18 protein-coding genes are annotated in these 21,207 nt (G+C 58.7%); 12 read left to right on the forward strand and 6 right to left on the reverse strand.

Translation table 11 applies throughout. The features are described 5' to 3' along the window. The first annotated feature begins 30 nt into the window (after nt 1–30). Nucleotides 31–1,122, forward strand: a complete 1,092-nt coding sequence (gene hrcA, locus QRN85_RS22230) for a heat-inducible transcriptional repressor HrcA (RefSeq protein WP_062587375.1) — start codon at nt 31–33, stop codon at nt 1,120–1,122. A 115-nt stretch (nt 1,123–1,237) separates the two neighbouring features. After that, nucleotides 1,238–1,873 carry a nucleotide exchange factor GrpE gene (grpE, locus tag QRN85_RS22235; RefSeq protein ID WP_112963405.1) on the forward strand — a complete coding sequence of 212 codons (636 nt, stop codon included), beginning with the start codon at nt 1,238–1,240 and terminating at the stop codon, nt 1,871–1,873. A 277-nt stretch (nt 1,874–2,150) separates the two neighbouring features. Here the strand turns inward: grpE and ptsN are convergent, their stop codons facing one another. The 6 genes from ptsN to lptC all read right to left on the reverse strand — a co-directional run bounded on the left by ptsN (nt 2,151) and on the right by lptC (nt 7,300). Continuing rightward, a complete protein-coding gene (gene ptsN, locus QRN85_RS22240) occupies nt 2,151–2,612 on the reverse strand; it encodes a PTS IIA-like nitrogen regulatory protein PtsN (RefSeq protein WP_062587376.1) in 462 nt (153 codons plus the stop codon). A 77-nt stretch (nt 2,613–2,689) separates the two neighbouring features. Continuing rightward, on the reverse strand, nt 2,690–3,265 hold the full coding sequence (gene hpf, locus QRN85_RS22245) for a ribosome hibernation-promoting factor, HPF/YfiA family (protein ID WP_062587377.1): 576 nt from the start codon (nt 3,263–3,265) through the stop codon (nt 2,690–2,692). Between the two features lie 224 nt (nt 3,266–3,489). Beyond that, nucleotides 3,490–5,037: an RNA polymerase factor sigma-54 gene (gene rpoN, locus QRN85_RS22250; RefSeq protein WP_284760142.1), complete on the reverse strand. Its 1,548-nt coding sequence runs from the start codon at nt 5,035–5,037 to the stop codon at nt 3,490–3,492. A gap of 182 nt (nt 5,038–5,219) precedes the next feature. Further along, the gene (gene lptB / locus QRN85_RS22255; RefSeq protein WP_502870827.1) at nt 5,220–6,017 is read right to left on the reverse strand and encodes an LPS export ABC transporter ATP-binding protein; all 798 of its coding nucleotides are present in this window, start codon (nt 6,015–6,017) and stop codon (nt 5,220–5,222) included. Nucleotides 6,018–6,042: 25 nt separating this feature from the next. Beyond that, the gene (locus tag QRN85_RS22260; protein WP_062587379.1) at nt 6,043–6,621 is read right to left on the reverse strand and encodes an LptA/OstA family protein; all 579 of its coding nucleotides are present in this window, start codon (nt 6,619–6,621) and stop codon (nt 6,043–6,045) included. A 13-nt stretch (nt 6,622–6,634) separates the two neighbouring features. Continuing rightward, entirely contained in the window at nt 6,635–7,300 is a 666-nt protein-coding gene (gene lptC, locus QRN85_RS22265) for an LPS export ABC transporter periplasmic protein LptC (RefSeq protein WP_062587380.1), read from the reverse strand. Between the two features lie 238 nt (nt 7,301–7,538). Here lptC and sppA point away from each other — a divergent pair, with 238 nt between their 5' ends. From sppA to QRN85_RS22315, 10 genes are all read left to right on the forward strand, one after another. Beyond that, a complete protein-coding gene (gene sppA / locus QRN85_RS22270; protein WP_062587381.1) occupies nt 7,539–8,492 on the forward strand; it encodes a signal peptide peptidase SppA in 954 nt (317 codons plus the stop codon). 11 nt (nt 8,493–8,503) lie between these two features. After that, on the forward strand, nt 8,504–8,824 hold the full coding sequence (locus QRN85_RS22275) for an integration host factor subunit beta (RefSeq protein ID WP_280136383.1): 321 nt from the start codon (nt 8,504–8,506) through the stop codon (nt 8,822–8,824). Nucleotides 8,825–8,948: 124 nt separating this feature from the next. Then, nucleotides 8,949–9,299, forward strand: coding sequence for a LapA family protein (locus QRN85_RS22280; RefSeq protein ID WP_112963281.1), 351 nt, complete (start codon nt 8,949–8,951; stop codon nt 9,297–9,299). Between the two features lie 271 nt (nt 9,300–9,570). Beyond that, nucleotides 9,571–10,749: a class I SAM-dependent methyltransferase gene (locus tag QRN85_RS22285; RefSeq protein WP_112963282.1), complete on the forward strand. Its 1,179-nt coding sequence runs from the start codon at nt 9,571–9,573 to the stop codon at nt 10,747–10,749. Further along, nucleotides 10,746–11,606, forward strand: a complete 861-nt coding sequence (locus QRN85_RS22290; RefSeq protein ID WP_062587385.1) for a TrmH family RNA methyltransferase — start codon at nt 10,746–10,748, stop codon at nt 11,604–11,606. The genes QRN85_RS22285 and QRN85_RS22290 overlap by 4 nt, the downstream gene beginning before the upstream one ends. Then, nucleotides 11,606–12,100, forward strand: a complete 495-nt coding sequence (gene lspA, locus QRN85_RS22295) for a signal peptidase II (protein WP_112963283.1) — start codon at nt 11,606–11,608, stop codon at nt 12,098–12,100. Before QRN85_RS22290 ends, lspA begins: the two co-directional genes overlap by 1 nt. 97 nt (nt 12,101–12,197) lie before the next feature. Further along, nucleotides 12,198–14,456, forward strand: a complete 2,259-nt coding sequence (locus tag QRN85_RS22300) for a hybrid sensor histidine kinase/response regulator (RefSeq protein WP_284760145.1) — start codon at nt 12,198–12,200, stop codon at nt 14,454–14,456. A gap of 93 nt (nt 14,457–14,549) precedes the next feature. Beyond that, a complete protein-coding gene (gene olsB, locus QRN85_RS22305) occupies nt 14,550–15,428 on the forward strand; it encodes a l-ornithine N(alpha)-acyltransferase (RefSeq protein ID WP_284760147.1) in 879 nt (292 codons plus the stop codon). Between the two features lie 144 nt (nt 15,429–15,572). Then, nucleotides 15,573–18,287, forward strand: coding sequence for a DNA mismatch repair protein MutS (gene mutS / locus QRN85_RS22310; protein ID WP_162726636.1), 2,715 nt, complete (start codon nt 15,573–15,575; stop codon nt 18,285–18,287). 84 nt (nt 18,288–18,371) lie between these two features. Continuing rightward, the gene (locus tag QRN85_RS22315) at nt 18,372–21,200 is read left to right on the forward strand and encodes a [protein-PII] uridylyltransferase (protein ID WP_284760148.1); all 2,829 of its coding nucleotides are present in this window, start codon (nt 18,372–18,374) and stop codon (nt 21,198–21,200) included. Nucleotides 21,201–21,207: the final 7 nt, after the last annotated feature.

The following is a 21,207-nucleotide window of genomic DNA, read 5'->3' on the forward strand; positions in this document are numbered from 1 at the left end:
GATGTTGCTGACATAATGAAGAGTGGGCGAATGGGCGTTTCTCCTCCGATCGGAAAAGAACCGGGTGCGCTGCTGGATGATCGCTCACGCGAGATCTTTCGGCGCATTGTCGAGGGATATCTGGAAAATGGCGAGCCGCTGGGGTCGCGCAATCTCTCACGCCTGTTGCCGATGTCGCTTTCCCCGGCCTCCGTGCGCAATGTCATGAGCGACCTGGAAGAGCTCGGGCTCATCTACTCGCCCCATATCAGCGCCGGCAGACTGCCCACGCAGACGGGGCTGCGCTTCTTCGTGGACGCTTTCATGCAGGTGGGGGATCTACCCGCAGAGCAGCGCGAGAGCATCGATCGCCAGATTGGCCCCGTCTCCGGACGCGAACAGCCGATCGAGGGCTTGCTGACCGAGGCGAGCCGCATGTTGTCAGGCATGTCGCGCGGCGCAGGACTTGTGCTGACCACGAAAAGCGATGCCGTTCTCAAGCATGTCGAATTCATCCGTCTGGAGCCGACCAAGGGCCTCGCCATTCTCGTCGGCGATAACAATCAGGTCGAAAACCGGATCATCGACCTGCCAGCTGGCATTACCTCCTCGCAACTTACCGAGGCCGCCAACTTCATCAATGCTCATCTGTCGGGCCAAACGTTGCCGGAACTCAGATCGCAGCTTTTGCAGCAGAAATCGGAGCTGCAGTCAGCCCTCAGCACGCTCGCCCAGGATCTGGTCACTCGCGGTCTAGCGGTCTGGTCAGGGGATAATGAAGAAGGCAAGCTCGGACGTCTCATCGTGCGCGGGCGCTCCAATCTGCTGGAAGGCTTGGCCGGCGAGGAGGATATTGATCGTGTCCGCCTGCTTTTCGATGATCTGGAGCGCAAGGACAATCTCATCGAGGTTCTGAACCTCGCCGAAACCGGCTCGGGTGTCAGAATTTTCATCGGCTCGGAGAACAAGCTGTTTTCGCTTTCAGGCTCATCGCTCATCGTTGCGCCCTACAGGGACGATGAGAACCGCGTGGTGGGCGCTGTCGGCGTTATCGGGCCAACGCGTCTCAACTACTCCCGCATCGTGCCGATGGTCGATTACACGGCCCAGATCATGGCCCGTCTTTCCAGCCAAAGACGCTGATATCGAAAAGACATCATTCAATAATAGATGGTTTTGCTCGCAAGCCTTGATTTTTGCTTGGCAAAGCTCGATATCGGGCGCAACCCCATGAACACATGTGAAGCTGGAGACCGTCATGACCGATGACACCAAAAAAGCCGGACCTGACGCAGACGTCGTAGACGAGGCGGCCGAAGCGGAAGCGGCAGAAAACGCCGTGCCTGAGCAGGCAGAGCCCGATCCGATTGATGTGCTGAAGGCCGAAAACGCCGATCTGCGCGACAAATTCCTGCGCCTTGCCGCCGAGATGGACAATCTGCGCCGTCGCACCGAGCGTGAAGTCAAGGATGCCAAGGCCTATTCCGTCGCAGGCTTCGCCCGCGACATGCTCGCTGTTTCCGATAATCTTCGCCGCGCGCTGGAAGCCATTCCTGCCGAGCTGAAGACAAACTCGGAAGCCGGTATTTCGGGCCTCATCGAAGGCGTGGACATGACCGAACGCGCAATGCTGTCTGCGCTCGAGCGCCATGGCGTTCGCAAGATCGACGCAGAAGGAGAGAAGTTCGACCCGAACTTCCATCAGGCGATGTTCGAAATCCCCAATACCGCCGTTCCCAACAACACCGTCGTGCAGGTGGTGCAGGCTGGCTTCACGATTGGTGAGCGTGTTCTGCGCCCGGCAATGGTCGGTGTCGCCAAGGGCGGCCCCAAGGGCGATGCGCCGGTCTCTGCAGAGCCGGGCACAAGCACCGTCAACGAAAAAGACGCTTAACCCAAATCAACCGCCGTCGCCCCGGATCTGCCGGGGCGGCGCGCAACACCGCGCTTGGCAGTGTCGCTGACCGTGCCCGGACCATGTCTTCGCAGGGGCTGGTTTTCAAATCCGCTCGCCGCACGCATTCTCCAAGGCTGAAATCTCAAGCCCCGAATCCCTCAAGTCCCAGACAGCTGAACCCTGCGCTTGCAAGGCGTAGCGGCCTGCAACGCATCCCTGCGCGCGGGCACAGCGGGTCAGGGCAGCGAGATTTCATCGTTTCAGATGGGAAAGCTCAGGCGGCGTTGGCCTGTTCCTGATTGAGGAAGGTGTAGATGGCGGTGTCCGATTCCGTGGCGCGCAGTTTCGCAACCAGTTCGGGATCGCGAAGAACGCGGGCAATACGCGACAGCGCCTTCAGGTGGTCAGCACCGGCACCCTCGGGTGCGAGCAGAAGAAAGACGAGATCGACGGGCTGATCGTCCAGCGCTTCGAAATCGACCGCATTTTCAAGACGGGCGAACACGCCGACGATCTTGTCGATGCTGGCGAGTTTTCCATGGGGAATGGCGATACCGTGGCCGACACCGGTCGAACCGAGCCGTTCACGCTGCAAGATGACGTCGAATACTTCCCGCTCAGCCACGCCGGTGATTCTGGAGGCCCTCGCCGCCAGTTCCTGAAGGAGCTGCTTTTTGGAGTTGACCTTGAGGGCGGGAATAATCGCATCTTGTTGCAGCAAATCTGCCAACGCCATTCTCTTTATCCTTCATGCCGTCGAGACAGGAAGCGCAACGTGCGGGACGCTGCGCTTCCAGTGTCTTTTCAGACTATTCAGTTCTTGATCGTCGCCGCGTCAATCCAGCCGATGTTGCCATCGTTGCGACGGTAGACGATATTCAGTTCCTTGCCGGGGCTGCGAAACAGCAAAACCGGCTCATCCGTCATGTCCAGCGCCATGACTGCGCTCGCGACCGTCATCGTTTTGACCTGCTTGGATGTCTCCGCCACGATGGTCGGAGCGAAATCTTCAGGCAGTTCCTCATCTTCATCAGGTACGGCATCCATGACCGTGTATGGAAATTCTTCCATCATGCCATTTGCCGAAGCACCGTTGTGATGGTCCTTCAATTTTCTCTTGTATCTGCGCAGCCGCTTTTCGATGCGTGCGGCAGCAGCATCAAAGCTTGCCTGCGGATCATTCGCCTGTCCGGCGGCATGCAGGACAATGCCGGTATCGAGATGTATCTTGCAGTCTGCGTCGAAACGCGCGCCGGATTTCTCGACCGTTACTTGACCAGAATACCCCCCATCAAAGTATTTGGTAATCGCCAGGCTAATGTTGTCCTCGATCCTCTGACGGAACGATTCGCCGATATCCATATGTTTACCAGATACACGCACACTCATGGAAATTTTCCTTTTTCAGTGATTTGCGTGTAGCAGCTTACGTCAACCTAAGCGCTCATCCAAGCGTTTCGAGAGTCTTTCGCTCTCATTCCTTTGTCGCACCGTCACAAGCCGTGCAATTCTTCGTTGAACGGGCCCCTCTTCTCCGTGCGGCGAGCTTCTAGCCTCCGCAACATGAAGAGTCAATTAACATTATTAACGTTTTGAGATATATGAATATTTCGTTACGCAGTGGCGATTTTCGCCTGCGCCTTCTTCTCTCTTCGTCGCTGTACGGAGGAGGGAATATTCATCGCTTCACGATATTTTGCGACGGTTCGTCGCGCCAGTTCGACGCCATTTTTTTTCAGAATATCAACGATATCGTCATCCGATAGGACGGCATCCGGCGCTTCCTGGGCGATCATTGCCTTGATGCGGTAGCGTACGGCCTCCGCCGAGTGACTGTCGCCGCCCTCGACGGCGCCAATCGACACGCTGAAGAAATATTTGAGTTCGAAAAGGCCACGCGGTGTCAGCATGTATTTGCGGGAGGTGACGCGACTTACGGTTGACTCGTGCATCTTGATCGCATCGGCAACCTGCCTGAGATTGAGCGGGCGCAAATGGTCGACGCCGTGGAGCAGGAAGGCATCCTGCTGGCGCACGATTTCGCTGGCAACCTTCATGATCGTCTTGGCGCGCTGGTCGAGGCTGCGCGTCAGCCAGTTGGCCGTCTGCATGCATTCGGCAATAAATTCGCCGTCTTCACCTTCACGCGTTCTGGTCTTGGAGACCTGTGCGAAATAGGTCTGGTTGACCAGCACCCGGGGCAGGGTCTCAGGGTTCAGCTCAATCGCCCAGCCGCCCTCATTCGAGGGACGGACGATGATGTCGGGTATGATCGTTTCGGACATTCCGGTTTCAAAGCCGGCGCCGGGCCGGGGATTGAGGCCGCGTATTTCCGAGAGCATGTCGAGAAGGTCTTCCTCGCCAACACCGCAAATCTTCTTCAACGACAGGAAATCCCGTTTTGCCAGAAGCTCCAGATTATTGACGAATGCCCGCATCGCAGGGTCAAGGCGATCTCTCTGGGCAAGCTGGATGGACAGGCACTCGCTAAGCGACCGGGCAAATACGCCCGGAGGATCCATGGTCTGCAGGCAGGCCAGAATGGCCTCGATTTCGCCGGTCTGCATGGTCAGCCGCTCTGCGATATCGGGTACCGCTTCCTGCGGCAGATAGCCGGTCTCATCGAGGTGATCGAGCAGGGCGTCGGCAATGATGCGCTCGCGCGGCAGTGTTACCGTGAAGGGCATCTGTTGCAGCAGATGTTCGCGCAGGCTTGGCTTTCCGGCGACGAAATCATCGAGATCGTAGCCTTCCGACGCCTCGGCACCCGGCATCGACTTCCATTGCCCCGCAAGTTCCGGAGCATCCGCCTTCAGCTGCGTCGTGTCGTCCGGAAAGACATTCTCCAAACCGGTGTCGAGCTGTTCATTGAGGCTCGCTGCACGGTCTCCGTACCATTCGTCAGCGTCGCCAGCAGTTTCAGACGCGTGGTCCTCGATGGAAACGGTGCTGTCGGCCCTGTCATCGGCGAAGTCATGATCGCTGCCCAAATCGCTGTCGTTTGCCGCAATTTCAAGCAGTGGGTTCTTCTCAACCTCTTGTGCGATGAATTGCGTGAGTTCAACATGCGTCATCTGAAGCAGCTGGATGGACTGCATCAGTTGCGGGGTCATTACCAGAGACTGGCTTTGACGCAGCTGAAGACTGGCGGACAAGGCCATGGTGAACGCTAAACTCCCATAAAGCCCTCTGTCGCAGCAGATTTGAAGAATTTTGAGCGACAAGGTCTGACTTGGCCCAAAAATTGCTTTTTATTGAAGTTTGGTCAAGCGCAACTGTGGGCCGCCGTGAAGAATCTTCATTCACGGGCCGCAGAAATCGTCGATTTTCTGGAACTGGCTTACTAAAGACTGAAGTTGTTGCCGAGGTAAAGCCTGCGAACATCGGCGTTATCGACGATTTCGGACGCTCTGCCATGCGTGAGCACTTCGCCAGCGTGGATGATATAGGCGCGGTCGATCAGGCCCAGTGTCTCACGGACATTGTGGTCGGTGATCAGCACGCCGATACCGCGCGCCGTCAGATGGCGCACCAGATTCTGGATATCGCTGACCGAAATGGGATCGACGCCCGCAAAGGGTTCGTCCAGCAGCATGAATGTCGGATCGGTGGCCAGAGCGCGGGCAATTTCCAGACGTCTGCGTTCGCCGCCCGAAAGGGCCACGGCAGGCGACTTGCGAAGCTGGGAAATATGAAACTCTTCCAGGAGTTCATCGAGCTTGCGATTGCGCTTTTTCTCGTCGCGCTCATGCACTTCCAGAACGGCACGGATGTTCTCTTCCACCGTCAGACCGCGAAAAATTGATGCTTCCTGCGGCAGATAGCCCACGCCCAGACGTGAGCGACGATACATGGGCATACTCGTCACATCGTTGCCATTGATGGCGATCTTGCCCGAATCGACCGGAACGAGGCCCGTGATCATGTAGAAACAGGTCGTCTTGCCAGCACCGTTCGGGCCAAGCAGACCCACGGCCTCTCCGCGTCGCACGACAAGCGAAACACCGTTGACAACACGGCGCGTGTTGTAGGTCTTCGTCAGCCCGTGGGCGATCAAAGTACCTTCATAACGGGTCTTATCTCCAGAGGCGCTATCGACCTCCGGTGCAGGTTGGGAACCGGCACCAAACAGCTTTGAAATCAAGGGAATCTTCACCGGATCGGGACTATTGCTTTTTCTGTGTTTTCGGGTCGAGCATGATGCGAACAGGACCGCCACAGCTTTCCAGCTTCGCCTGGCCGGTTTCCATGAACACCGTCAGCTTGCAGCCCGTAAACACGTTGGTTTCCTGAGAGAGCACGACCTGCTTGCCGGACAGAATGAAGGTCTGCGCCGCCATGTCGAACTCGCCCTTGTCGGCCGTCGCCTTCTGGGTGCCGGAGCTGAGATACACGGAGTTGTCGACGAAAATCTTATCGATGTCCGCACCGCCGCTGGTGATGGACGAGTTGGCCGCCGCGCCATCGCCCTTGCTCTTGTAGAGCACGGTCATCTTGCCGGCCTGCAGCGTTGTCGTGCCCTGCACGACCTTAACATTGCCGGTGAAATAGGCCTTGTGTTCCTGATCGCGCACTTCGAGCTGGTCGCTTTCGATCGCGATCGGCTGGTCGTTGGAAAGCTTCAGGCCCTCCATGCTGCTCGTCGTGCTCTGGGCGGCAACGGGGCCCGCTGCGGAGACCAAGGCAAGCGCAGCAGCGAAGTAAACGGCGTTCATGCAACGATAGGGGCGCGAAATCTGCATCATATGGGTCGGGCTCTCACTTGCCTGCGTTCTGAATTGTGGATGCAGCTATACGAGCTCGTACCTGCCCCGAAAATGTAATCGTTTTGCCATTATCTGCTATGTGCATACTTTCTGCAATAATCGAGCCGTCCTTTGTGGTGATGGAGACCGGTTTGGCCGTATCCATCGTCCCGGCTTTCAGATCGACATTTGCAGACTGGAACTTCGCTTGTATGCCATTGGTGAGATTGATGTCAAAGGGTGCCGTCATTTGCAGCCGGTTGGTCGCCCGGTCGAAAATGCCTTCCTGCGCAATCACCTGAGCGACGATATCGTTCATGGGAACCGCAGCCATCACTTTTTCAAGCGTCATCAGATTGGGGCTGGCAATGTCCTGCAAGGCCCGTTCGGCATTCATGGAATAATCGAAGCCCTTGTTGTTGCGGCCCGCAAGGGCTGGCTTTTCCATGACGATCTTGCCATTTTCAACCGTTGCGCTTTCCAGCGAAACCTCATCCGGCAACCAGGTGCGCGCAAGCGACACGCCGATGAAGGCGAGCGCGATGACGGCAGCCCCAAGCGGAAGAATGACCTTGAGCCTCTTGACGCGGCGGGAATGGCGCTGCGCCATGGCATAGGCCTTCTCATGTCCACCGGACATGGGGAAACCGGGCGCTGGGTGGCTCATTCGTTCAAGCATCTCTTAAGTCCAGGGCGACATCGTCGCAATCCGCCAATGGCAGGGCGACGTTATCCAAGGTTGCAGTTGTATTTGGCATGGTAGCCTAGCTCTGCCAATATGGTTTTTCTCTGAAGGAGCGCAAGGGTGACGATATTTTTATCAAAACGATGCTTTCCCGTTTGTTTCCGCGCATTAGGTGTTTACAAGGCTGGCTGTGCACCAGCACGCATGACCGATCTTAGTCGAAGGTGATTGAATGGATCAGATGGCAATCGCAGATCGCAGGCAGTTGCGACGCAAGCTGACGTTCTGGCGCGTAGCCGCCATTCTGCTGCTGGCGGCGGGATGTTTCGCCGTCTATCGCTTCGCCTTCACCGAGCCGACCACCAGCGTGCGGCCGCATCTGGCGCGGGTCGAAATAAGCGGTCTCATCCAGGATGACACCGAATTGCTGGAGCGTCTCCAGAAGATTGCCGACAGCGACAGCGCCAAGGGCCTGATCGTTTCCATTTCCTCTCCCGGCGGCACGACCTATGGCGGCGAGCGTATTTTCAAGGCAATCCGCGCCATAGCCGAAAAGAAGCCTGTCGTTTCCGACGTGCGGACACTGGCTGCTTCGGCGGGATACATGATTGCTGCCGCAGGCGACACGATCATCGCCGGCGATACCTCGATCACCGGGTCGATCGGCGTTATCTTCCAGTATCCGCAGGTCAAGCCGTTGCTGGACAAGCTGGGCGTTTCGCTGCAGGAAATCAAATCATCGCCGATGAAGGCCGAGCCATCGCCCTTCCATGAGCCACCGGAAGAATCCAAGACCATGATCCGCAATATGGTCATGGACAGCTACAACTGGTTCGTCGATCTTGTCGCAGAACGCCGCAAGCTGCCGCGGGAAGAAGTCCTGAAGCTCGCCGATGGTTCGATTTTCACCGGACGCCAGGCCGTTGCCGCCAAGCTGGTCGATACGCTCGGGGGCGAAAAGGAAATTCGCAGCTATTTCGAAACGAGACAGGTTGCGAAGGATCTGCCGATTGTCGAATGGACGGCACCTCCCAAGCGCTCGGCTTTTTCGCTTTTCAGCCTCGCAGGCATTGCACAGCTGCTGGGATATGATGCAGGACTGCCATTCAATACGCCTTCCCAACTGGGCACCGACAAGTTGTTTCTTGACGGTCTTGTTTCGGTTTGGCAGGTTGGTGAGCGTTAAAAATCCAATTTATTCAGGGGGCAACCGTGATTAAGTCTGAACTGGTGCAGATTGTGGCTGCGCATAACCCGCACCTTTATCACCGCGACGTCGAAAATATCGTCAATGCGGTTCTCGATGAAATCACCGATGCACTGGCTGCGGGAAACCGCGTGGAACTGCGCGGATTTGGCGCCTTTTCGGTGAAAAATCGTCCATCCCGGTCGGGGCGGAACCCGCGCACGGGTGAATCCGTTTTCGTCGAGGAAAAATGGGTTCCCTTCTTCAAGACCGGCAAGGAATTGAGAGAACGCCTGAATCCCGGAATGAATGACGTCGAAGACGAGGATTGAGAGCGGGAGCTTTCCGCTTATTCGCCACTGCACCTTGTCGAAACAGTTGAGGCCGGGTGATCGGGCTCCTATGTGACGTCCATGCAGGTTTGTCTGAAGGCCCCTAAAGACGGAGTATCGTTGGATGTCAAAAAAGATCGTCAATCTTGTTGTGCTTTTGCCGCTGGCCATCATCCTGGTGGTTCTGTGCGTGGCCAACCGACAGGAAGTCACGCTGGCGCTCAATCCTTTCCGGCCTGACGACAGTCTGATGTCGTTTTCAGCGCCGTTTTTTGTCTTCATTTTTCTCGCAACCATTTTTGGTGTCCTGCTGGGCTCTCTGGTGACATGGTTCACGCAGGGCAAATACCGCAAGCGTGCCCGCACCGAGGCCAAGGAAGCCGTTCGTTGGCATGACGAGGCCACCCGGCATAAAGCTGCGGCCAATGCTGTTGTTATCGCCCCATCTGCCGATGCTCGCATCGCTGCCAAGTAAGTTCTCCACGACGTGATGGGTGTTGAAACCGCAGCCCTTTGATAATATTGCGACGTGATGCTATTCGCTGTCGCATGAGAGTCTGTTTGGAAACTCGGCGGCGGAGAACCGGCGGGTGATTTTTGTGGCTGACAAGGAGAAGATCGTAGGCGATATCGTGTGATATCGGCAAGATTTTCGACGCAGTCAGGCGCAAAAAGCGCCGCCGGGTCAACCCGTCCGATGTTTTCAAACAGACTCTAGAATGCGGTCAGACCTGGAAAGAAACCCGTTGAAGAAAAAAGAAAACCGCCCGGGCGCCAAGTCGCGTGCGGGGCAGGAAGCCCGGCAAAGAGGGCCCGTAAAGTCTGCCAAGGCAAAAGACGCAGGTCAGCGCAACCGTGCGCCCGATTATGTCCGACCTGCGTCCAACCCTGCTGCGAAGCCATCGGCCAAGGACGGCGGGCGTACGAAAGATCAGGCCGCCTCCAAGGTCAAGGTGGCTCCGCAAGAGGTGGAGCAGGCGCCCCCTCGACCGCTGAAACAGCGCAGTGGAGAATTGCCGAGCGAAAATGTGCCGGTCATTCTTGAATCTCTGGGTGCCGGTGATTTCCATCTCGTCGACAGCGGCAACGGGCTGAAGCTGGAGCAATACGGCAATTACCGCATCGTTCGCCCCGAGGCGCAGGCCCTGTGGCGTCCGACGCTCGCCGAGCGGGTTTGGGAAAATGCCGATTCGATCTTTACCGGCGACACCGATGAAGACGGCATGGGGCGCTGGCGTTTTCCAAAGGAAGCGCTGGGCGAAACATGGCCGCTTTCTCTGCTGGGGATCAATTTTCTGGGTCGCTTCACCGCTTTCCGTCATGTCGGCGTCTTCCCAGAGCAGATCGTCCACTGGGAATGGCTCAAAGCACAGATCGAAGCATCGGATCGCCCGCTGAAAGTGCTCAACCTGTTCGGCTACACCGGCGTTGCCTCGCTGGTGGCTGCCGCTGCCGGGGCCGAGGTGACGCATGTGGATGCATCCAAGAAGGCCATCGGCTGGGCGCGGGAAAATCAGGCGCTGGCGGGGCTTGAAAACGCGCCGATCCGCTGGATTTGCGAAGACGCGATGAAGTTCATTCTGCGTGAAGAGCGCCGCGGCAATACCTATGACATCATCCTCACCGATCCGCCGAAATTCGGGCGCGGCACCCATGGCGAGGTTTGGGAACTGTTCGAGCATCTTCCGCTGATGCTGGATGTCTGCCGCGAGATCCTTTCACCGAAAGCCCTTGGGCTGGTTCTGACCGCCTATTCCATCCGGGCAAGCTTCTACTCCATCCATGAGCTGATGCGCGAAACCATGCGTGGCGCGGGGGGTGAAGTGGCATCCGGCGAACTCGTCATCCGCGAGGCGGGTCTCGACGGCAAGACGCCGGGCCGGGCGCTTTCCACCTCACTTTTCAGCCGCTGGGTACCGAAATGATTGATGACCGCCGTGAAAATCGACCGGGCCGGGTGGGGCAGGTCAAGGAAGTAACGAGCCTTGCCAATCCCATCATCAAGGACATCAAGAACCTGACCCAGAAAAAGGGCCGGGAGGAAACCGGCACCTTCATGGCGGAGGGGCTGAAGCTTGTCATCGACGCGCTGGAGCTGGGCTGGACGATCCGCACACTGGTCTATGCCAAGAATGCCAAGGGCAAGCCGCTGGTCGAGCAGGTCGCGACAAAAACCGTCGCATCCGGCGGGCTGGTTCTGGAAGTGACCGAAAAGGTCATTTCCTCGATCACGCGGCGCGACAATCCGCAGATGGTCGTCGGCATCTTCGATCAGAAATGGACACCGCTGCGCGACATCCATCCGCAGGAAGGGCAGACCTATATCGCGCTGGACCGCGTGCGCGATCCCGGCAATCTCGGCACCATCATTCGCACCGCAGATGCTGCGGGTGCCTCCGGCGTGATCCTTGTCGGCGATTGCACCGATCCGTTCTCCTTGGAAACGGTGCGTGCCACCATGGGCTCGGTCTTTGCCACGCCTGTTGCTCGCGCGACAGTCGACGAATTTCTGGCGTGGAAGAAATCCGCCGGGGTCAGCGTCGTCGCAACCCATCTGGCGGGTTCGGTCGATTACCGGACCATCGATTACAAGCGCAAGCCAACCGTTATCCTGATGGGCAATGAGCAATCCGGCCTGCCGCCGGAACTGGCAGCCAAGGCAGACCAGCTTGCGCGCATTCCCCAGCAGGGGCGCGCCGATTCTCTCAATCTGGCCATTGCAACGGCTGTCATGCTGTTTGAAGCACGCCGCCATCTTCTCGAACTCGCACCGGTGAAATGATGGCAAAGACCGCATTGTTTTCCAAGCCTGTCCCGGCAATCGCGCTGATTGTCGTTGCGCTGATAGCCGACCAGATCATCAAGCTTCTGGTGGAAGCCTATCTGCCCTTGCAGGAAATGGTACCGGTCATGCCCTTCTGGGCACTGTACCGAACCTATAATCTGGGTGTGGCCTTCTCCATGCTGTCGGGCATGGAAGGCTGGTTCATCGTCACCATGCGGCTGGCAATCGTCGGCTTCGTTATCTGGCTGTGGCGCAAGACGGACAAGGATCGCACCTTCGCGCATCTGGGCTTTGCGCTGATTATCGCAGGGGCGGCCGGAAACATATTCGACCGTTTCCTCTACGGCCACGTCATCGATTATATCCTCTTCCACACCGACACATGGTCGTTTGCGGTTTTCAACCTTGCCGATTCCTTCATCACCATCGGTGCCGGTTGCGTCATTCTGGACGAAGTCCTGCACGCCATGGCATCGCGCCGCAAAGCCTGAGGGCGTTATCGCCAGCCTGCCGCGAAACAGCGAAATGTTAAAAGTTTAGCGTTCAGTCCAAGCCAATCAAAACCGATCGCGTGTTAGCGGTTGTAGCATGAGCGAACCGGCGAAACTGAAACAGCAGCTTTTCGAAGCTTTCGGCCCAAGCGAGGCTGAAGGCGGCTTGCCGACGATGGCAAAGTCTCTCGGCAAGCGGCAGGAGCCGGATCAGCGGCTAGGGGCGCAACCACGATCCGGTTGGTTTTTGCCTGTCGTCGCCGGTGTCGGCCTTGCTTTTGTTGTTGCCGCTGCGGCAGGCGAATATGCCTCGCTTTTCATTGCGGTCGTCTGTTGCGCCATCTGCGTCTGCAGTGGTGTCTGGATGAGCGTCCGGTCGGCTTCGTTGAGACGGGCTGACAATGTCGAGGCGCAGATCGTTGAGGCGCGGCAGACACAGAATGCCGCCCTGATGGCTGAAATCCACGAGGCGATGGGCGATCTCGTCGTCACGCGGGATCTCGAACGACGAATTCTGCACGCGAATGTCGCCTTTTGCGAAATGACGGGCTGCGCCACGCCGCAGGGACGAAGCTGTGAGGAAATCGGCATCGCCTTCCGCCCCGGCGGAAAGGCGCATTGTTACGATGTGGAGATTGCGACACCTTACGGCCAGCGTATCTTTACCTGGCATGATGTCGTCACCAACGATCCGACCAGTAGCCGTCTCGTGATCAGCAGTCTTGCCCGTGATGTGACCGATGAGCGGGCGGCGCTTGTGGCCCGCGAAGATGCAAGATTGCGGGCAGAAAGCGCAAATGCTGCCAAAGGCAGGCTGCTGGCAACCGTCAGCCACGAAATCCGCCTTCCGCTTTCAGGCATACTGGGCATGAACCACCTTCTGTCGCAGACGAAGCTCAGCCGTGAGCAGCGAAACTATCTCGACAGCATGAAGCAGTCCGGTCAGGCGCTGGTGCAGCTCGTCGAGGACCTCCTCGACTTTTCCACCATGGAAGTCGGGCGCTTCAAGCTCAATCCAAGGGCGGAGAACCTTCGGCAACTGATCGAGAGCGTCGTGGAAATGCTCGCGCATCGCGCCCATGAAAAAGGCATCGAAATCGCGTCCATCGTAACGCCTGACGTTCCAGACTATCTCGATTTCGATCCCGCGCGCCTTCGTCAGGTTTTGTTCAACCTCATCGGCAATGCCGTCAAGTTTACCGAACGGGGCGGCGTGCTCGTCAAGGCGTCGATGGTGGGGCAGGCGCTGTCGATTGCCGTTTCCGATACAGGGCCCGGCATGACCAAGGCCGACCAGTCGCGGGTATTCGGAGAGTTCGAGCAGGCGGGCGCAGCCTCACAGCGCAGCGCAGGCACGGGGCTTGGCCTTGCAATCTCCGCCCGCATCGTTCGCGAATTTGGCGGGCAACTGACCGTGGAAAGCCGGAAAGGAAAGGGTAGCACCTTTACGCTGACCTTCACGCCAGCCGGTGTGACCGCTCCGCTCGGAAGCCCCGCCCGCGCAGGTGTCCTCACCAGTTCCACCGTTCTGCTTCTCGCCCCATCCGGCACCGCCGCCTTTGCCACGGTGGCAGCGATAGAGGCTCTCGGTGGCCGATGCATCCATGCTTCGACACCGGACGATCTTCAAACACTGGAAGCCGGACACACCGCAAATATCGATGCCTTGACGGATGTCATCATAGACCATCGGGTAGCATCAGCATTCGATGCTCGGCTCAAGAGCTGGGCCAGCGCGGATAGAAAGCTGCGGCGTATCCTGCTGGTCAATCCGGAAGAGCGCGCGTCGCAGCCGCAGGAGGCATTCGACGCATGGCTGATCCGGCCTCTCAGGGAGAAATCGCTGGTGGATGTGCTGTGTGGCCGCCTGCGGGGCATGGAGCGGCGTGACGCCATCAACGACAACCGCCACCCCGGCTTCGGTTTTCTGCCCTTGCTGGAAAAGCGATCGGGCGATCTGGAGGTGCTGGTCGCCGAGGATGACCCCGTCAATGCCCGCATTGTCAGGGCTGTGCTGGAAAAGTCCGGCTGCTCGGTCCGGCTGGTCGATAATTTTGGCGCGCTTGCGCTTGCCCTGTCCAGCGACACCGCAAGCCTGCCGGATCTCGTCATCTCCGATCTTCAAATGCCCGGCGGTGATGGGCTGGAAATATTGCCGCGCCTGTTTGCGACGCTGAAGGCCAGAAAGACCGTGCCTTTCATGGTGCTGAGCGGAGATACGACGCCGGATACCAAATCCGTTCTGCAGGCGGGCGGCATCGCCTGCGTGCTGGCTAAGCCGCTGGAACCCAAGCGCCTGATCGAGGAGGTTCTCCGGCTGTTTCCCCAAAAAGGCAACAGCCGGTTGGAGAATTGAAACCTGCGGCCTTTGCGCGGCTAACTGTCACTGTTTTGTCGTCAAGAAGTGATTTATGACAGCCAGAACCAAACGGTGGTGGGGCGATTCTCCATGGTCACGGAAATTCTCGAACACGACATTCGCGAGCGAAATGTCATCAGCGTCCGGCCTGCCTTGCAGACGCGCAATGATGATGTCTTTGGCCGCATCGGATCCCTGGAAACCCGGCTTGCCCGAAACGAGCGTGAAATCGATGCCGCACAGCATGTGCGCTTTCGCGTCTTTGTCGAGGAGATGGGCGCGCGCCTTCCCGCCGATGCCATGCGCCGCAGCCGCGACGCCGACGCCTTCGACGCGGTCTGCGATCACCTGCTGGTCCTGGATAACTCGATAGAGGGCGACACCGAAGACCAGATCGTCGGTACGTACCGTCTGCTGCGGCAGGAAACGGCCTTTGCCCATAACGGTTTTTATTCCGCCAGCGAATTCGATATCGAAGGGCTGATTGCCCGCCATCCCGGCAAGCGGTTCATGGAGCTTGGACGCTCCTGCGTGCTGCCGGAATATCGCACCAAGAGAACGGTGGAACTGCTGTGGCAAGGCAACTGGGCCTATGCCGTGCGCCACCTTATGGATGCCATGATCGGCTGCGCGTCCTTCCCCGGTGTTCAGCCTGAGGCTCATGCGCTGGCGCTCTCCTTCCTGCACCACACCTGCGGCGCCAAGGGTGACTGGGCAGCTTCCGCACTGCCGGACCTGTACCGCGAAATGGACATGATGCCGATGGAGGCGATCAATCCGCGCAAGGCGCTGAGCGGAATGCCGCCGCTGATCAAGGGCTATATGCGCCTCGGCGCCATGTTCGGCTCAGGCGCCGTCGTCGATCACGCTTTCAACACCACGGATGTCCTCGTCATCCTGCCGGTCTCCTCGATTGCGGGTCGCTACATCAATTATTACGGCGGCGAATCCTATCGTTTCAACGGCTAGTTCAGCTGCATTCAACTGGAAAGCACGGTGCCGTCAGGCCGCAAGCTTCCTGTGGGCAGCGGGCTTCTGGCTGTTGTGGTGAAGGGGCGGGGCCGCTAGTCTCTGCGCTCGTTTCCCGCAACACACAGCGATATTGAAAAGCCATTGACGGACGTACACTCCACTGCCTCGCTCATTTCGCAGGAGAGCCGCGCCTCGGCCACTCCGATGATGGAGCAATATATCGAGATCAAGGCGAACAATCCCGGTTCGCTGCTGTTCTATCGCATGGGAGACTTCTACGAGCTTTTCTTTGACGATGCCTCGGAAGCCTCGCGGGCGCTGGGCATTACGCTGACCAAGCGCGGCCAGCATCTGGGGCAGGACATTCCCATGTGCGGCGTGCCGGTTCATGCAGCCGATGATTATCTGCAAAAGCTGATCCTGCGCGGCTACCGCGTCGCCGTTTGCGAACAGGTCGAAGACCCCGCTGAAGCCAAGAAGCGCGGTTCGAAATCCGTCGTGCGCCGCGATGTTGTGCGGCTGGTCACGCCCGGAACGCTGACGGAAGAAAAGCTTCTGTCGCCAACGGAATCGAACTACCTGATGGCGCTTGCCCGCATCCGCGGCAGCGCGGAGGCGCAGTTTGCGCTGGCCTGGATCGACATTTCCACCGGCGTCTTCCGGCTGGCCGAGACCACGCTGACCCGGCTTCTTGCCGATATCTGGCGGATCGATCCGCGCGAGGTGATCGTTGCCGACAGTCTGTTCCATGATGAAGAGCTGAAGGCGGTTTTCGATGTGCTGGGCCGGGTGGCCGTGCCGCAACCTGCCGTTCTCTTCGACAGCGCCACCGCAGAGGGCCGCGTCGCCCGCTATTTTGGCGTCAGCACGCTCGATGGTTTCGGCACGTTTTCACGGGTCGAGATGGCGGCGGCTGCCGCAGCCGTTGCCTATGTGGAAAAGACCCAGATTGCCGAACGCCCGCCTTTAGGGTTGCCGGAGCGCGAAAGTGCGGCATCCACGCTTTTCATCGACCCCGCCACGCGGGCCAATCTGGAACTGACGAAGACGCTGTCTGGCGAGCGCGACGGTTCGCTTCTTCATGCCATCAATCGCACCGTGACGGGCGGGGGAGCGCGCCTGCTTGCCGAGCGTCTGATGTCGCCGCTGACAGACCCGGCCAAGATCAACGCCCGCCTGGATGCCGTATCCTACCTGCTGGATGACGTTGCCCTTTCGGATGGATTACGCGACGCCTTAAAGCAGGTGGCCGACATGCCGCGCGCCCTGTCGCGTCTTGCGCTGGATCGCGGAGGACCGAGGGATCTGGGAGCGCTGCGGCTAGGGCTTGCCGCAGCGGCTGATGTGGCCGAACTGCTCGACCGCGGCCTGCTGCCGGATGAGTTGGCAGACGCGCTTGCCGATCTCAAAGCCCTGCCTGCCACCCTGTGTGCAATGCTGGGCGCAACGCTTGCCGACGAGCTTCCGCTGCTCAAGCGCGACGGCGGCTTTGTGCGGGATGGTTTCGATCCAGAGCTGGACGAGATAAGGGCGCTGAGAGACCAGTCGCGCCGGGTCATCGCCGGGCTTCAACTTCAGTATTCAGAGGAAACCGGGATAAAATCACTGAAGATCAAGCACAACAATGTGCTTGGTTATTTCATCGAGGTTTCCGCCGGCAATGCCGATGTCATGATGGCGGGCGATGAGGCAAAGGCGCGCTTCATCCATCGCCAGACCATGGCGGGCGCCATGCGCTTCACCACCACGGAGCTTGCCGATCTGGAAAGCCGGATCGCCAATGCCGCCGCACAGGCGCTGTCCATGGAGTTGCAGGCTTTCGACAGGATGGTTCAGGCCGTTGTCGCGCAAGCCGAAGTGATCAAGGCGGGCGCTCTGGCGCTGGCGCGGATCGATGTTGCCGCAAGTCTGGCCTATCTTGCCGCCGAGCAGGCCTATTGCCGACCCGTCATCGACGACTCCATGATGTTCAGGATCAAGGGCGGACGGCATCCCGTCGTCGAGCAGGCGCTGCGCCGCCAGTCCACCGGACCCTTCATTGCCAATGACTGCGATCTGTCGGCTGCGATTGGTGACAGAAATGGTGCCATCTGGCTGCTGACCGGTCCCAACATGGGCGGTAAATCGACATTCCTGCGTCAGAATGCGCTGATCGCCATTCTGGGCCAGATCGGTTCCTTCGTTCCGGCAGATTCGGCGCATATCGGCATCGTCGATCGCCTGTTCTCGCGCGTCGGTGCATCGGATGATCTGGCGCGCGGTCGCTCGACCTTCATGGTCGAAATGGTCGAGACAGCCGCCATTCTCAATCAGGCCACGGATCGCTCGCTGGTCATTCTGGATGAGATCGGGCGCGGAACGGCGACCTTTGACGGGCTTTCCATCGCCTGGGCTGCGGTGGAGCATCTTCACGAGGCAAACCGGTGCCGGGGGCTGTTCGCCACCCATTTCCATGAATTGACCGTTCTTTCGGAAAAGCTGCCGCGTCTTTCCAATGCGACCATGAAGGTGCGCGAATGGGAAGGCGATGTGATCTTCCTGCACGAGGTCGGGCCCGGTGCGGCTGACAGGTCCTACGGCATTCAGGTCGCCCGCCTTGCCGGACTTCCGGCCTCGGTGGTGGAGCGGGCGAAGGATGTGCTGACGAAACTGGAGGATGCGGACCGCAAGAACCCGGCAAGCCAGCTGATCGATGACCTGCCGCTGTTCCAGATTGCGGTGCGTCGCGAGGAAAAGCGCAGCCTTGGAAATTCGAAGGTGGACGAAGCCCTCAAGGCGCTCAATCCCGACGAGATGACCCCGCGCGAGGCGCTGGACGCCCTTTATTCTCTCAAGAAACAACTTGGCAACGCTTGAGATTTACAGTGCCTGTCCATCACGCCTAAAAAACGCTATAGGGCTGTGCCAAAGGCAAAGCCAGTAGAAATGGATGTCGGCTCAATGGCCATCAAGGACCTGGATTTTTCCGCGATACTGGATGTTGCGGCGCTCAAGCACGAATGCGACGCAGTGTTCAAGCAGGACGGAAAACGCGTATCCGATGTGCGCGCCGACCTCTTGCCGATCTTCAAGAAAGCCAGCGGGCAGGGACGCGACAAGGCGCGCGAACTGCTCGACACCGAAGGCGGCGGCATTGATTGCGCCCGCCGGATTTCCTGGTTGCAGGACCGGCTGATCGAAGTCCTCTACGATCTGACATGCACCTATGTCTATCCGCAGGACGCCCCGCAGGTGGCGATCACGGCTGTCGGCGGATATGGACGCGGGACGCTTGCGCCGGGATCGGATATCGATCTCCTGTTCCTGCTTCCGCCCAAAGCCACGCCTGACATGAACAAGGCCATCGAGTTCGTTCTCTATATTCTCTGGGATGTGGGTTTCAAGGTCGGCCACGCCACGCGTTCCGTGGATGAATGCATCCGTCTTTCCAAGGCGGACATGACCATCCGTACGGCCATTCTGGAAATGCGCGCGATCTGCGGCAAGCAGGCGCTTGCCGATGAGCTGGAGCGGCGCTTCGAAACCGAGGTGGTGACCAGCAGCGGACCGGAATTCATTGCCGCCAAGCTTGCCGAGCGCGACCAGCGCCACCGCAAGGCGGGCGATACGCGCTATCTGGTCGAGCCGAATGTCAAGGAAGGCAAGGGCGGCCTGCGCGACCTGCACACGCTGTTCTGGATCGCCAAATATTACTACCATGTCCGCGACACGGCGGAACTCGTCAAGCTAGGCGTCTTGTCCCGGCGCGAATTGAAGCTGTTTGAAAAGGCGGACGACTTTCTCTGGACCGTCCGGTGCCAGATGCATTTCATCACGGGCAAGGCGGAAGAACGTCTGTCCTTCGATATCCAGCGCGAAATCGCTGCAGCCCTGAACTATCAGCCCCGCCCCGGTCTCTCGGCGGTGGAGCGGTTCATGAAGCACTATTTCCTCGTCGCCAAGGATGTCGGAGACCTGACACGCATTTTGTGCGCGGCGCTGGAAGACAAGCAGGCCAAGGACGTACCCGGGCTTTCCGGGGTCTTCAGCCGCTTTGCCCATCGTCTCCGCAAGATCCCCGGTTCGGATGAATTCGTGGAAGATCGCGGCCGCATTGCGCTTGCCAATGCCGAAGTGTTCCGCAGGGACCCGGTCAGCATCATCAGACTGTTCCACGTCGCCGACATCAACAATCTCGAGCTTCACCCGGATGCGCTTCGCGTCGTGACCCGGTCGCTGGCGCTCATCAATCACGAGCTTCGCGAAAACGAGGAGGCCAACCGGCTTTTCCTGTCCATCCTGACCTCAAGACGCGACCCGGCACTGACCCTGCGGCGGATGAACGAGGCCGGTGTGCTTGGCAAGTTCATTCCTGAATTCGGCAAGATCGTCGCGATGATGCAGTTTAACATGTATCACCACTACACGGTGGATGAGCATCTGATCCGCTCTGTCGCCGTTTTGTCCGAGATCGACAAGGGGCAGGCGATCGATACCCATCCGCTGGTCAATCAGCTGATGCCGGCTATCGAAGACCGTGATGCGCTCTATCTCGCCGTCTTGCTGCACGATGTTGCCAAGGGACGGCAGGAAGATCACTCCATTGCCGGGGCCCGCGTGGCGCGCAAGCTGTGCCAGCGTTTCCGCCTGAGCAACAAGCAGACCGAAACCGTGGTCTGGCTGATCGAGCAACACCTGCTGATGTCGATGGTTGCCCAGACGCGAGACCTGCACGACCGCAAGACCATCACCGATTTTGCCGACAAGGTGCAGTCCATGGAGCGGCTGAAAATGCTGCTCATCCTAACGGTCTGCGACATCAGGGCCGTGGGGCCGGATGTGTGGAACGGCTGGAAGGGCCAGCTGCTGCGCACACTCTATTATGAGACCGAGCTTCTTCTGTCCGGCGGTTTCTCGGAAACATCGCGCAAGGAACGCGCCAAGATTGCCCGGCAGGCACTTTACGATGCGCTGACCGACTGGGGCCAGAAGGCGCGTCGCAAATATACCGGCCTCCACTACGAGCCCTATCTGCTCTCGGTCGATCTGCAGGACCAGATTCGCCACACCCACTTTCTCAGAGAATCGGACAAACGCGAAACGGCGCTTTCGACGATGGTGCGGACCCATTCCTTCCATGCCATTACCGAGATCACGATCCTTGCGCCCGACCATCCCCGCCTGTTGTCCATCATAACAGGCGCCTGTGCCGCTGCCGGTGCCAATATCGCGGATGCGCAGATCTTCACCACCTCGGATGGCCGCGCGCTCGATACGATCCTCATCAACCGGGAATTTCCGATTGATGAGGACGAGACACGGCGCGCCAACAATATCGGCAAGCTGATCGAAGAGGTTCTGGCGGGCAAGAAGCGCATTCCAGAAATGATTGCGACCCGCACCAAGAGCCGCAAGAAGAGCAAGACCTTCAACATTCCGCCGTCGGTGACCATTTCGAACGGGCTCTCCAACAAGTTTACGGTCATCGAGGTGGAATGCCTCGACAGGCCCGGCCTTCTGGCGGATATGACGGCGGTGCTTGCGGATCTTTCGCTGGATATCACCTCGGCACGGATCACCACTTTTGGCGAAAAGGTCATCGATACCTTCTATGTGACCGACCTGTTCGGCCAGAAGGTGATGACGGATAACCGCCAGGCGAGTATCGCCTCCCGGCTCAAGGCTGTGATGGCCGAGCAGGAAGATGAATTGCGAGATCGGATGCCGCCCGGCATCATCGCCCATCCCGATGTTGCGGCTCTGCCCGCCGCACGCACTGCGAAAGCTTGAGATAGAC

The sequence above is a fragment of the Agrobacterium sp. fls2-241-TYG-188a genome, assembly GCF_030209845.1.